The organism is Wolbachia endosymbiont (group A) of Eristalinus aeneus (assembly GCF_964026915.1).
Taxonomy (GTDB): Bacteria; Pseudomonadota; Alphaproteobacteria; order Rickettsiales; family Anaplasmataceae; genus Wolbachia; species Wolbachia pipientis.
Map to the genome: position 1 here is coordinate 578,420 of NZ_OZ034712.1, position 13,215 is coordinate 591,634.

The 13,215-nt window shown below is 35.1% G+C and carries 11 protein-coding genes and 1 tRNA gene; 4 read left to right on the plus strand and 8 right to left on the minus strand.

Annotated elements, in window-relative coordinates; translation table 11 throughout:
• Positions 1-170: 170 nt before the first annotated feature.
• The 5 genes from AAGD62_RS02880 to AAGD62_RS02900 form a co-directional block, all read right to left on the minus strand.
• Positions 171-536: a hypothetical protein gene (locus AAGD62_RS02880; RefSeq protein ID WP_155968949.1), complete on the minus strand. Its 366-nt coding sequence runs from the start codon at positions 534-536 to the stop codon at positions 171-173.
• 121 nt (positions 537-657) lie between these two features.
• A complete protein-coding gene (locus AAGD62_RS02885) occupies positions 658-2,325 on the minus strand; it encodes an aminopeptidase P family protein (protein ID WP_155968947.1) in 1,668 nt (555 codons plus the stop codon).
• Positions 2,326-2,333: 8 nt separating this feature from the next.
• Positions 2,334-4,256 (minus strand): tRNA uridine-5-carboxymethylaminomethyl(34) synthesis enzyme MnmG, encoded by a 1,923-nt coding sequence (gene mnmG, locus AAGD62_RS02890; protein ID WP_155968945.1) that lies wholly within the window; start codon positions 4,254-4,256, stop codon positions 2,334-2,336.
• 111 nt (positions 4,257-4,367) lie between these two features.
• On the minus strand, positions 4,368-4,823 hold the full coding sequence (locus AAGD62_RS02895) for a hypothetical protein (RefSeq protein WP_174515867.1): 456 nt from the start codon (positions 4,821-4,823) through the stop codon (positions 4,368-4,370).
• Positions 4,824-4,888: 65 nt separating this feature from the next.
• Positions 4,889-4,964, minus strand: a tRNA-His gene (locus tag AAGD62_RS02900).
• A gap of 150 nt (positions 4,965-5,114) precedes the next feature.
• Between AAGD62_RS02900 and murJ the strand changes: the two genes are divergently transcribed.
• Together murJ and AAGD62_RS02910 are read left to right on the plus strand one after the other, a co-directional pair.
• Positions 5,115-6,602, plus strand: a complete 1,488-nt coding sequence (murJ, locus tag AAGD62_RS02905) for a murein biosynthesis integral membrane protein MurJ (protein ID WP_010962984.1) — start codon at positions 5,115-5,117, stop codon at positions 6,600-6,602.
• Positions 6,603-6,605: 3 nt separating this feature from the next.
• A complete protein-coding gene (locus AAGD62_RS02910; RefSeq protein ID WP_155968941.1) occupies positions 6,606-9,149 on the plus strand; it encodes an AsmA-like C-terminal region-containing protein in 2,544 nt (847 codons plus the stop codon).
• Between the two features lie 54 nt (positions 9,150-9,203).
• Here the strand turns inward: AAGD62_RS02910 and AAGD62_RS02915 are convergent, their stop codons facing one another.
• From AAGD62_RS02915 to AAGD62_RS02925, 3 genes are all read right to left on the minus strand, one after another.
• Entirely contained in the window at positions 9,204-10,397 is a 1,194-nt protein-coding gene (locus tag AAGD62_RS02915; RefSeq protein WP_155968939.1) for a phage portal protein, read from the minus strand.
• Positions 10,398-10,632: 235 nt separating this feature from the next.
• Positions 10,633-10,896, minus strand: coding sequence for a type II toxin-antitoxin system RelE family toxin (locus AAGD62_RS02920; RefSeq protein WP_155969587.1), 264 nt, complete (start codon positions 10,894-10,896; stop codon positions 10,633-10,635).
• Positions 10,872-11,105 carry a DUF6290 family protein gene (locus AAGD62_RS02925; RefSeq protein ID WP_010081986.1) on the minus strand — a complete coding sequence of 78 codons (234 nt, stop codon included), beginning with the start codon at positions 11,103-11,105 and terminating at the stop codon, positions 10,872-10,874. Before AAGD62_RS02925 ends, AAGD62_RS02920 begins: the two co-directional genes overlap by 25 nt.
• Positions 11,106-11,356: 251 nt before the next feature.
• On the opposite strand from AAGD62_RS02925, the gene lipB reads away from it, so the two are divergent.
• Positions 11,357-11,974: a lipoyl(octanoyl) transferase LipB gene (lipB, locus tag AAGD62_RS02930; RefSeq protein WP_155968936.1), complete on the plus strand. Its 618-nt coding sequence runs from the start codon at positions 11,357-11,359 to the stop codon at positions 11,972-11,974.
• Positions 11,974-12,951 (plus strand): LD-carboxypeptidase, encoded by a 978-nt coding sequence (locus AAGD62_RS02935; RefSeq protein ID WP_155968934.1) that lies wholly within the window; start codon positions 11,974-11,976, stop codon positions 12,949-12,951. Before lipB ends, AAGD62_RS02935 begins: the two co-directional genes overlap by 1 nt.
• The last annotated feature ends 264 nt before the right edge of the window (positions 12,952-13,215 follow it).

Below are 13,215 nucleotides of genomic sequence, written 5' to 3' on the forward strand. Positions count from 1 at the left end.
AAAAATACCTCACTATAACTGCAGCCTTAAGCAACGTACCTTATTTATTTACGAAAACTGGTATAAATGCTATGCAAGTAGCTACACTACTTGCATGGCATCAATAATTGACCTCGACTTACCGTCCAACTAGAAAGTTGTATATAGAATGACAGAAATCCAGATGTTATTTACTTACTTTCGATCTTTTCTATCAATTTTTTAACTAAGCCTCTTAGCTTTTTACTGGATTCATCAAGCTCTTGAATTTGCGAGCTGCGCTCTTTCATTAGTTCCTTATAGTTACCTCTTATGTAGTCAATCATTTCCTTCATCTGAGCAATCATCTTGTTGATATCCATACCACCCAAATCAGGTATCATGTTAGGCATAGCGCCTTCTAACATACCGCCAGCCATAAGCTGCTGAGACATTTGCATAAATGGTTTTAAAGCCTGATTAAGCAATTCAGGATCCTTGGCTAATTTTTCTATTTGCTCTTTGCAAGTATCCATATACTGCTTCATAAATTCATCTTCTTGCCCTTTGTCTGTCATAATTATAACCTACCTAAAAATACGTGTTTTCTATTATATATTGTTTTAAAATTAAAAACAATACAAAATACCTGTTACAATTGCATTAATACTTTTTAAATAATAAAAAATGCTCCTTTGCTTATAAAGGGTCACATACTTTCTTTAACCACCCTTTATCTTTGACGCTATTTTCTAAGTTTTTATAGACAAATTGATGATAGCTATTTATCCATTCAATTTCATCTTTAGTAAGCATTTGCACATCTATTAGCCTTCTATCATACGGAATAGAGGTTAGTTGTTTAAACCCCAAGAAACCATTTTCATGTTTATCAACATACATCAGATTTTCAATCCTTATTCCATACTCTCCCGGAATGTAATAGCCAGGTTCGTTGGATAGTATCATGCCTGGCGTGAGTTTCACTTTATTTCCCTTTGATATTGCTTGTGGTCCTTCGTGTACTGATAGGTAACTTCCTACTCCATGCCCTGTACCATGCATATAGTCCATTCCAAATTTCCATAAATGCGTACGTGCCAATATATCCAATTCTCCACCAGTAGTGCCGGGGGGAAAGACGACACTTGCTATAGCAATGTGAGCTTTGAGTACTATTGTATAGTGGGTTATTTGTTCATCAGTTGGATTACCAACTACTACAGTTCTTGTCACATCAGTTGTGCCGTCAAGGTACTGGCCACCAGAGTCAATCAAATATAGTCCATTTTTCTGAATTACCTTATTCGTCTTACTGCTTGCACGATAGTGAATTATTGCACCATTTTCATTAAATGCGGAAATTGTTGGAAAGCTCAATTGTTTAAACAAATTCTGCTCTTTTCTGTATTCTAAAATCTTTTCTTCAGCTTCAAGTTCTGTACCAACATTATTTTCAAGCCAAGATAGAAAATTTGTAACTGCCACTCCATCTCTGATATGCGCATTTATAGCCCCAGCTATTTCAGTTTGGTTTTTTGCTGCTTTATAAATTAGACAAGGATCTTCTCTCTCAGCTACCTGTTTATCTTTTATTACAGCCATGATACTCATTGGAGTTGTGTTTGGATCTATAACTATTGAATTTAGCTTGTGCAGCGAATTTTCTAGCTCACTAATATCAAAAATATTTACATGATTGCCTAAATTTGCTTCTATAGTTGAATGTTCTTTATCTTGAATAAACAAATCAACATTACCGCTTTTATACAATATAGCACGACCCAATATACATGGAGTATATTTAGCATTTTCGTTTCTTAAATTTAATAACCATGAAATTGAATTTGGATCAGTTAAAAGCACTGCTTCAGCTCCTTTATCTACGCTTCTAGCTATTTTTTCACATTTGTCCTTACTACTTTTACCAGCATATTTAATAGAATGTAAAACCACTGCTTGTTTTCGATAGTCACTTTTTTTTCCAGCTAAACAGGGTATTAATTTACAGATATTCTCATACTTTCTTATATCTTCGATGGTAAAATATTGCAAATAATAACCTAGTGAGGCAGTCGATGTTAAGTTTGCTTTTATCCATTCGCGTGGATCCTCTTCTTGTATATTATATACTTGAAAATTGCCCCGATCGAGCTGATTGCGAGCTTGTGTAATATAGCGTCCATCCGTAAAAAATGGGCACTTGTTGTCTTTTGTAACGATAAGTAGCCCATTTGTTCCTGTAAAGCCACACAGCTTTGTTAGCTCCTCTGAATACTCATTTAAATATTCATCTTTAGTATGCAACATAAATGCATCAACGTTTATCTCGTGCATAAAAGAACGAAATTCTTCGATTTTTGACATAGAACACCTCATACAAAATTAGCAGCCACTTTCGTTTTCCTGTTTCTCAAATACACTAATATGCTCACTATCGCTGCAGGAGTGATGCCTTGTATTTGCTTTGCAATGCCAATCGTCGCTGGTTTTATCGTCTGCAACTTTTCTATTACTTCACTTGACAGGCCTTTAACTTGTGAATAGTTGAAGTTGATTGGAATTTGAGTATTGATTTCCTCTCGTAAAAACTTCATATCTGCTTCTTGTCTTATTAGATAAGGTTTGTATTTTGCTTCAATTTCAACCGCTTCGCATATTTCATTCTTAGTTATGCTACCCACTGCGGTGTCATCCCAGCGCGTGACGCTGCTTAACTCCGGCCATATTTCTTGTAATTTATTCCAGTCGATATTTGGATAGCTAAGTAGATCTAGTGCCGTTTTTCTTATCCCATCATAAGATATTTTGATACCATAAGACCTAAGCTGCTCAGGAGTAATCGTCAAACTCTCTAGTTTTTCTTCAAGTTGCTTAATAGATTTAAGTTTATTCTGTAAAACAGAGTATCTCTCATGCGACACAAGGGAAATATCATAACCTTTTTGTGTTAATCTTCTATCTGCATTGTCTGACCTGATAGCTAGCCTATATTCTGCACGTGAGGTAAATAATCTATAAGGTTCGATCACCCCTTTGGTGACTAGATCATCTATCATTACACCGATATACGAATCTGTACGATGGAGAACAAAGCTTTCTTTTTTTTCAAATGCAGAAAGTGCTGCATTGATCCCGGCAATAATTCCTTGCCCTGCTGCTTCTTCATATCCAGTGGTGCCATTAATTTGGCCAGCAAAATATAGGCCTTTAATTTTCTTAGTTTCAAGAGTATGGCTTAGTTCTCGTGGATCAATATAGTCATACTCAACTGCATATCCAGGCCTTAGTATTTCTGCATTTTCAAGTCCCTTGACACTCTTTATCATTTCACACTGCACTTCAATAGGCAATGAATTTGAAATTCCGTTCGGGTATATAGTATCATCATTCAAGCCCTCTGGTTCTAAAAATATTTGATGACTACTTTTTTCTGCAAATTTATTAACTTTAACTTCAATGGATGGGCAGTATCTTGGCGCAACAACGTCACTTAGATACGAAGAAGCTGACCTATGAAGATTTTCTCTAATTATTTTATGCGTATTTTCATTAGTATGGGTAATAAAGCATGATACCTGAGGTTGGTTAATTTTTTCTGTGAGATAAGAAAACGGCACAGGTGGATTATCACCCACTTGTTCTTGCAATATTGACCAATTTATAGTGCCACGATCAAGCCTTGGTGGAGTTCCGGTACGCAGTCTACCTAATCTAAAATCATATTTCTTCAACGTATTTGCAAGTTCTACTGCAGGCTTATCTCCCATTCTCCCTGAAGGGGTTGTTTGTTCTCCTATATGAATTACACCTTGCAGAAAAGTTCCTGTGGTTAAAACGACTTTACCTGTTAGTATATGTTCCCCTGAGCTTGTTATTACAGCTTTAATGCACAATTCTCCATTGTTATTACTCTCTATAAGGAAATCGTCAACTGACTCTTCTTTTACCGTCAAATTGTTATAATTTAGAATAATTTCCTGTATTGCTTGCTTGTATAATTTTCGGTCTGCCTGTGCACGTGGTCCCCACACTGCCGCACCTCTGCTGCTATTTAAAATGACTGAGTGTATGCTTGCTCGGTCGATTGCTCTTCCCATTATTCCATCAAGAGCGTCAACTTCCCTGACTACAACACCCTTTGCAACTCCTCCGATTGCTGGATTGCAGGACATTTCCCCTATAGTTGAAATTTTATGAGTTATAAGCAGCGTGTTTGTACCAAGGCGAGCTGCCGCAGCAGCCGCTTCGCATCCTGCATGACCACCACCTACTACCACTACGTCATATTTATGCATGCTTTTTAAGTAATTCGTACCCTACTAATATTCCGATTATCAGCGGTTAATGTCAAATCTTGTTATTCCAATGTTGCACACTGGAATAACAGAAAAGCTTACTTGGTTAGCTTAAACTGGTTTGTACCCCTTCTCTTTTGAAGAAAAACACTCAACTATAGGTGATATAATATATTCATTCACTTTTTCAGCAGCAAATATTATAGCCTTGGTTGCAAATAACCCTGCTATCGGTGCTATCACTCCTATTGTTGCACCTGCTAAAGCTGCAGAGCCCATTCCAAGCATTGCACCAGGAAAAATAGCAGTTGCGGCTGCAGCAAGGCCAACTCCAATTGCAGCACTTGTAACGCAAAAACAAGCCACCCCGAAAAGACCTTTTTTGGAGAATTTTCCTTCTTTTACACTATTGCATATAGAATATGCAGTTAATAATATTACAGGAATGGCGGCACCACCTATAACCAAAGGTGATAAAGCTGTAAAACTCAATCCCAGACCTGTAAATGCACCTATTACCGATGCTGCGCCACAAAATATTAAAAGACTTTTAGTGCCGTCATCCATATAACCTCCCTAATTAATTGATATATTACCATTTGTTCATATCTCCGTCAAGCAGAAAATTTTAGTGGGGCGAGCGACCAGGATCGAACTGGCGACATTCAGTACCACAAACTGACGCTCTACCAACTGAGCTACGCCCGCCAAGATATAAAATTTCTAACATAAGAGCGCAAATAGTCAATTGATTATTTAACTCTCCTTTTGCAGAGGGTTTTAAGTTTAGCCAATAAATATTTTCATTGATACTTTTACCATTATAGTTAATTGCATTGACACTAATGAAGTAGTGGTATGTTTAAAAGTATTTTCACATTTAGTTTTTTTACGGCTATTTCAAGGATCTCAGGGTTAATAAGAGATGTATTGATTGCTACAGTTATTGGTGCAAACTCTCTTGCAGACATATTTTTTTCTTCGTTTCGCTTTGCCAATCTATTTCGAGCATTTTTTGCAGAAGGAGCGTTCACTACCTCATTCATACCGTTATACTCGACAGAATCATATGATAATAAGAAGGCATTTAATTTTGCAAGTAGTGTAATATCCATTACGTTTATTATCTTAGTAATTTTTTGCCTTATCATGCAAACTTTCTCCCCTTATATGATTCAAATTTTTGCTCCTGGATTTGACCAAAGTAAGTTTACCCTTACTGTTACTTTATCAAGAATTATGATGCCCTACATAATCTTTGTTTCAATTGCATCACTTATTGGTGGAATGCTGCAAGTAAAGCAGCATTTTGCTTCAACAGCTATTGCACCAATCGTTTTGAATCTCTGTTTAATCATCAGTTTGTTTGTGCCTTACGTAAAAACTCCAGCGCACAACCTTTCTATAGCTGTCCTTATAGGAGGAATTTTCCAGCTACTTTTGATACTATTTAGTGCATACAAGTTAAAGGCAGCTTTTTCTTTTAGCCTTGAATTAAGCAATGAAGTAAGGTTATTTTTTAAGCGTGTGATACCTGCAATTATCAACAATTGTGTAACTCAAATAAGCTTATGGATTGATACAATCATGGCGAGTTTTATACCAAATGCGGTGTCCTATATATATTATGCCGATAGACTAAATCAACTACCGCAGGGAATAATCGGTACTGCAATTGGTACAGTGCTTCTTCCTTTAATTTCAAAACAGGTGGATAATACTGAAAATATAGTCAAAATACAGAACAAGGCTCTCAACATAGGATTAATGTTAATTATGCCAACAACTGCTGCCTTTATCATTATTCCCGACATAATTTTACTTACGCTTTTTTCTTACGGCCGGTTTGATCATTATGCAGTGCAGCAAACTGTTCCCACTTTAATAGCATTTTCTCTTTCTTTACCTGCATTTATTATAAATAAAGTATTGCTACCTACATTTTTTGCTAAAGGCAATCTGAAAATACCAACCATATTTTCGCTAATGTGTCTTGGAATTAATGTAGTGCTAAACCTTTTGTTAATGAACGAGTATCAGCATACGGGGATTGCTATTGCTACTTCCGTTTCCACTTGGATAAACTCTATTCTATTAATTAGTTATTTAACAATAAATAAAATGTATAAGGTTAGCCAAGCGTTATTGTTAAATGTCATGAAAATTTTTGTAGCAACGGCAGTCATGTCAATAGCCCTTTATATTTTTAATTCTTTGTTGGCAGGATTATTTTTTGATAAAATGTTGGCTCGTATTGTTTATTTAACGACTTTAATAGCTTTGAGTGTTATTGTTTATTTTGGTATTCTCTATTTAATATTTAAGGGAAACTTTAAGCATGTGTAAATTATGAGACTTTCTTTATATGCTATATTATCAATCTCACTGCTATTAATTCTCATGCATGTTGCTGCAACTTTTAAGGATTGGAGTGGCTACAGGAAATATATCATAAAAGAGTTAGAGAAGACGTATGATGCTAAAGTGCATATTGGGGGAAAAATTAAAGTTTCGTTGATTACCCCAAAGCTCACTATTTATAATGTATACGTACAATACAACGAAAATAAAGAGCAAAAGTTGTCAGATTTAATTAGTGTAAGAAAAATTGAAATAAGGCCATCGTTCCTATCGTTGTTTTTATTTTCGTTGCAACCAAAGTCAATCACATTGTTTGGCATGAAAAGCAACAAAGAAAATTTACTTAATATTATAAATACAAACGCCAGTGGTAACACAGTCAATATAGTAATAAAAGACAGCCAAGTAAGTTTCAAGAATGATTTCGCTGATATTGTTAACATAAAGGAAGTTGCTGTAAAAAAAAATAAGCAGTTTTTTGGTAAAGTAAAGGCAGGTGATAATAATTACGATTTTTCAGGAAAGGTTGATATCACAAAAAAGAATGTACACATTAGTGTTGAATCAAATTTTGTAAATTTGCTATTTACAGGTAATAGAAATCAAGAAGAACTCCAGGGTAATTTAACACTAACGATCAATAATAGTTCTGGTTTTGCGAGTGATTTAGCAAAAATCATTAATCTTAGCTTTCTCTCTTGTGTTATTCCTAGCGAAAATATCAAGATATCATCCAATATAAGTCTTAATGAAAGTGAGTTTACGGCAACTGACCTAAAAATTGATTCCAAAAGCATGCAAGCCAGTGGTACAATACAAAATGATAGAAAAGGCAATCACACTAATTTCAATATTAGCTTCAGTAAAGTTGATTTAGATTCCATACAAAATGATTCACAAAGAACAATGAATATGAAGGATCTTCTGGAATGTTTTAGAGCAGTTGTGCCAAAGAACTTGAGCTTAAATTTTAATATGGAAGCTTCTAACATTCAATATCAAAACAAAATATTGGACAATTTCCGTGCTGTACTAAAATCCACTGATGGCAAAGTAAAAGTTAATACGCTTCTTAAATTTCCTGGAATCAATAATATATCTTACTTATCAGGAGAGATCTCAAACAATAATGTCCTATCTGAATTCAACGGTGATTTATTAGTCGAAGGAAATGATTTTGAGTCATTCATTTCATGTTTTTTCCCTTCTATAAAGATGAAAGAAAACCAGAAAAATCAATTTACACTAAGTTCTAAACTGCACCTTGCACCAAGAATATTATCTATCTCAGACATTAGACTGCTAAATAATAAGGAATCCTTGCAAGGGTCAATTAGAGTAAGCCATACAAAAAAACACAATGTGGTCAATGGTGAATTTAGCATGCATAATCTTGATGCAGATAAATATGATCATTCATTATTTAGCAGTTTACCTAAAATGCAATGGCTGAAAAATTTTCAGTATGATGCAAATATAAAGGCCCGTGTTAATAACCTTACATTGAATGATACGAAAATTAAAAATTTGGATTTTTTGCTGAAAATGGAAAAAGGTAAGCTAGTTGCAGATAAAATAAAACTATCTGGAGAAGATTTCGATATTACCGGTAATGCAAAAATATTAGCAGATCAAAAATACGCCAAACCTTTATTAGATGTTAACCTTACGGGCAGTAAATTTAATGGAAAAATTATTACATTACCAAATTTAGTAGAGACGAAAAGAAATTCAAGAAATGAGATAGATCAAATTCAATGGTCAACAAAGCAGCTTGATTTTTTGGATGACAAAGAAGGCTTTGATGCAAATGTGCAAATCAATACTGCAGAATTTAAAACCGAGCATAATGTTTTGAAAGATTTTAATTTGGATGCGGTAATGAGAAACAACACTATCACTATCAGGCAGGCAAGTTACGTATTAGAACGCGGGCAAGTGTTTTTTCAGGGTTATTTAAGATCAGACTCAATAAATACAAGGTTTTCTATTGTAAATTTGGACACTAAAAAGATTGGTAAGGTTATAGGAATTGACAATGTAAATGGTCAGGTAAGCTTAAATGGTGAAATCAAAACTCAAGGAAAAAGTTTTCATGATTGGGCTAGTAACTTATCAGGAGATGTAAACTTACAAGCGCAAGGAATAGAAGTTACTAATGTAGATTTCAATTCATTTATCACTAATTTGTTAAGCAGTAAGAATAAGTCTGAAATTTCCACACTTGCTTATATTGATATATATAATGGTAAAACATTTTTTGAAAATATTAGCGGAAAAGCAAGTATTAAGAGTGGTATATGTTCAACTAGTTTACAGTTCGGGATTGATCAAGCATCAGGGTCGATCTCTTCTAATTTAACCTTATCTAACTTCGCTTTAGCTTCTATATTCAGGTTCTTTTTCATACCACCAAACTATAGTAATCCAATCTATATCGATATGCATTTGGATGGCCCTATTTGGCGTCCTAAGATGAGTTTTGATGTAGACCAAATCTTCACCGCTCTGGTTGGCAAAAAAAATAGTTAATTTACTTAGGTGTACGGTTTAGGGGACAATAAACTCATCTGAACGGATACAAACTTAACCTAACTCATCACCACCTGGCAGTGGTGGCAAGCCAAATGCTTCTCTCTTTTCGTTGAGCGTCATGAAGCTTGCGTTTTCTACGTATTTCCACAACTTTTGTCTCTTTTCCATGAGAATTTCTATTGCATCTTTGTCATACGACAAGCACAGATCTTCACCAAATTTTGGTGTTAGCCAAGAATTCAGGTGACAGATAATATTTTCTAGCGTTGGTAAAACCGTCTGCTCCCAGAGGGATAAGCGTGCTTCGACTAAATTGCTATAAGTGTTATCACCCGGTATGCCAAGCAATTGCGGTGGAACGCCAAAAGCTAGCGCAATATCACGAGCTGAGCTGTGTTTGGACTCAATAAAATCCATATCCCTTGGCGATAAGCTCATTTCTTTCCACTCCAAGCCTCCTTCAAGCAATATCGGTCTTCCAGCGTTTATAGAACCTGAATAATGATCATTTATCTGCGCTTTTAAGCGTTGGTACTGCTCTTGACTTAAACTTCCACCACTTCCATCTTTTGCTGATTTTACAACTATTGCACCACTTGGTCTTGCTCCGTTTTGCAACATTGCTTGATTCCAAGCACCAGCCTGATTATGCTGATCTATACTATATGCAGCCGCCTCAATTGGTGATAACCCATACCAATCATTTAAAGGGTTAAAGGTCTTTAGGTGCAACACTGCTGAACGTCCGGTTAGTTTATCAACTTTAAAGTCATAACTGTTGTTATTTATGGCATAACGATAGTTATAAGGAACGTTATTTCTCCCTGGAACAATTTCAACCCTATCGGGGCGCAGAAGATAAAGCTCTGTTGGTGGTTTTCTACTATTCTGTGACTCAATCATCAATATATAAGAATTGCCGTTAACTAACCGATAAGTTACAATCCCCTCAATAAATTCCGATTTTGATGTCATTGGATTAGGAGAATAAAGTAATTTCAGTAATGGATGGGCTTTTAATTGCGATTTTCCCTGTTCAGTAAGCTGGCAGAGAGTAAAAGGTACCGAAGATGCAGCACTTGCAATCATATTAATTGCTCGAAAGGCAATAACATTTTTTATGTAACCTTCCTCAGCAAAACTTACATAATCACGCTTACTCCAACTTGGCTCCATCATTAGCTGCAAAGCAGAATATTTAGTAAATACTGCGCTTTTTTTTCTTTGAAAAATATTGAGATTCATATATGCCTCCTAAAAAATTGAATTTGTGGTAGAATTATATCAATTGGTGTCACAGGAAGGATATACTAACGTACGAACATTATGTTTGAGAGCAATCTCTACACAATAGTTAAATGGCAGGCACAATAAGGGGTAGCAAAAAGAATGAGCTTTTTTTTTGAGCTGAGCGAAGCCACCTAAGGTAGAAAATGAATCAGGAAGGAGTAAAAATATATTTAATATTTATATGATGTACTTACTTATAAATATCTTTTCTGTGTCCTATCTCTGTGATAACCACTTCATATTTTATAATATTTACGGAATAGATAACGCGATAATCACCTACCCTTAATCTTCTTTGTCCTTTAAATCTGTAATATAATGGCTCACCAAGGTTAATGGGATCAACTGTAAGGCGCTTATTTATCGCATTTATGATCTTTAATCTTATTGTTTTTGGAAGAGCTGGAAGGTCTTTCTCAAGAACGCTTTCTATGAAGATAATATTGTATTCCAGTCTACATCCTCACTTCTAATTTTCTTTACACCTGAAACATTACGTTTAGCAGCACGCTCAATTAGTATTTTATCTTCCTCATTTTCAATTGCTTCTTGTATTAGCTTCTCTGTTAGTTCTTTAATGGACTTATTTCTTATTTTAGCCAGTCCAGCAAGACACTCTGAAATTTCGTTGTTGAAAGTTATGCTAAATTTTGAGTTTGCCATATATTTTACCTAAAATCTACTAATAATTATATAACATTTTTCTGAATTTTTCAATAAAAAAAGTTGCCTATACGTAAAGAGGACCTGTGTTGACAAATAATTAAACATTTGTCATGTACTATGTTTGTTAAGGAGAAATAGCACAGAAGTTAGTATTAAGTATATTAGGAATAAGAAAGGCTGCGCTCAGTGTCACACACTGGAATAACAGGAAAAAACGAACTGCTATACTAAAAAAAAAGAAATAGAATATGATAGAATGGCTAATATCTAATCAGCTTATTGATTATAACTGTGCCGTAAAATCTATGGAAGAAAAAATTCAACAAATTTACAATAATTCAGCAGACGAATTAGTATGGCTACTCCAGCACCCTCCACTTTATACTGCAGGAATCAGTGCAACAGATGACGACGTTGTTGAAAAATTATTTCCTATATATAAAACAGGCAGGGGTGGCAAATACACATATCATGGTCCAGGACAGCGCATCATATATTTAATGTTAAACCTTAAAAAAAGAAATAAATGCGACATAAAGCTATATATTAGAGACCTAAGTAAGTGGATAATAAATGTTTTAAAGCAATTTAATATACTTGGAGAATTTAAAGAGGATAGAATAGGTGTTTGGGTGAATAACAATGGAGTAGAAAAAAAAATTGCAGCTTTTGGTATCCGTTTAAGAAAATGGGTAACTTATCATGGCATAGCGCTTAATGTCTCCCCCAACCTCTCTCACTATAAGGGCATTATTCCTTGTGGACTGCAAGATTATGGCGTCACGTCAATGGAAGAACTAGGAGTGAAAGTTCCACTCTCTGAATTGGATGATATACTAAAAAAAGAGTTTTATAAGATATTTTAATGATTGTTTACCTTTTATATTTCATTCTCACTTTATGTGCTAACACAGGTATTCATGCAATCGACCAAGTTGATATTATTGCTCCTTCTTCGAAGGGAAAAGAATTAGATCTGACTACTATAAAAGAATATGTAGAAGCTTTGGATTTTAATCCCCATATTTCGGAGAAAATATATAGTAATGATAATCCATTTTATTCCAACTCTGATGAATTCAGAGCAAATGATTTGATTAGTGCACTAACTAATGATAGTAAAATAATCTGGTGTATCAGAGGAGGAGAAGGGGCTTCTCGGTTAATTCCCTATCTAGAAAAGTTACCCAATGATAAAAAAGAAAGGATTGCTCAAAACAAAAAGATCCTCATAGGCTATAGCGATATAACTGCCTTGCACATCCATCTACAAGCTAAATATGATTGGCAAACTCTTCACGGCACCATGTTGGAAATGATAGTAAATAACTCCGTTTCTGAAAGCTCTGTTGAAAAATTGAAAGAGTTAATTCTTAACAAGCGGGATTCTATCAGATTTGATAACCTAAAGACGATAAATAATGGCATTAGACTAAAAGATGGCAAATTAAAGTCTAAAATCATCGGTGGTAATATGACTTTAGTTGAAAACAGTATAGGAACTGTTTGGCAAATAAATGCGAAAGGTAAAATTCTATTTTTAGAGGACATAAGAGTCTACCCATACGCAATAGAGCGCAGTTTAGATCACCTAAAACAAGCTCACATCTTTGATGGAGTACATGCAGTAATCTTTGGGGATTTCGTTAACTGCTATAACGATAACCTTGTTGAAGTTGTAAAAGAAAGGTTTGCAAAAAGTGTTAACTTTCCTGTATTTACAATGAAAGGGGTAGGCCATGGACATACAAATGATCCTTTACCTTTTAACACTCACGCTATTATTAGCGTTCAAGACGAAAAAGAAGGTTTGTTTTTTATGGACGTGCAGAATGTTAGCTAATCTTATAGCTAACGCGAGCTCTACGTCATACCGCCGCAGTATCTCTTAGCCGCTAACACGTACTTAACCGTCATACCGCGATTCATTCGCGGTATCTCATCCGCTAACAAGAGATCCCGCTAACATGTAGCGGGATGACGAGCTTATCGTCATGCTGCCGCGAACCGTCATACCGCGATTCATTCGCGGTATCTCTAGATCCCGCTAACACGTAGCGGGATGACGGTTGTCAGGGTGTCATGCAAGTAGCTGACTACTTGGATC

Excerpts from the sequence above, each read along its gene's own strand:
- AAGD62_RS02880 (WP_155968949.1), bottom strand. The coding sequence starts at position 536 with ATGACAGACAAAGGGCAAGAAGATGAATTTATGAAGCAGTATATGGAT.
- AAGD62_RS02885 (WP_155968947.1), bottom strand. The coding sequence starts at position 2,325 with ATGTCAAAAATCGAAGAATTTCGTTCTTTTATGCACGAGATAAACGTT.
- mnmG (WP_155968945.1), bottom strand. The coding sequence starts at position 4,256 with ATGCATAAATATGACGTAGTGGTAGTAGGTGGTGGTCATGCAGGATGC.
- AAGD62_RS02895 (WP_174515867.1), bottom strand. The coding sequence starts at position 4,823 with ATGGATGACGGCACTAAAAGTCTTTTAATATTTTGTGGCGCAGCATCG.
- murJ (WP_010962984.1), top strand. The coding sequence starts at position 5,115 with ATGTTTAAAAGTATTTTCACATTTAGTTTTTTTACGGCTATTTCAAGG.
- AAGD62_RS02910 (WP_155968941.1), top strand. The coding sequence starts at position 6,606 with ATGAGACTTTCTTTATATGCTATATTATCAATCTCACTGCTATTAATT.
- AAGD62_RS02915 (WP_155968939.1), bottom strand. The coding sequence starts at position 10,397 with ATGAATCTCAATATTTTTCAAAGAAAAAAAAGCGCAGTATTTACTAAA.
- AAGD62_RS02925 (WP_010081986.1), bottom strand. The coding sequence starts at position 11,105 with ATGGCAAACTCAAAATTTAGCATAACTTTCAACAACGAAATTTCAGAG.
- lipB (WP_155968936.1), top strand. The coding sequence starts at position 11,357 with ATGATAGAATGGCTAATATCTAATCAGCTTATTGATTATAACTGTGCC.
- AAGD62_RS02935 (WP_155968934.1), top strand. The coding sequence starts at position 11,974 with ATGATTGTTTACCTTTTATATTTCATTCTCACTTTATGTGCTAACACA.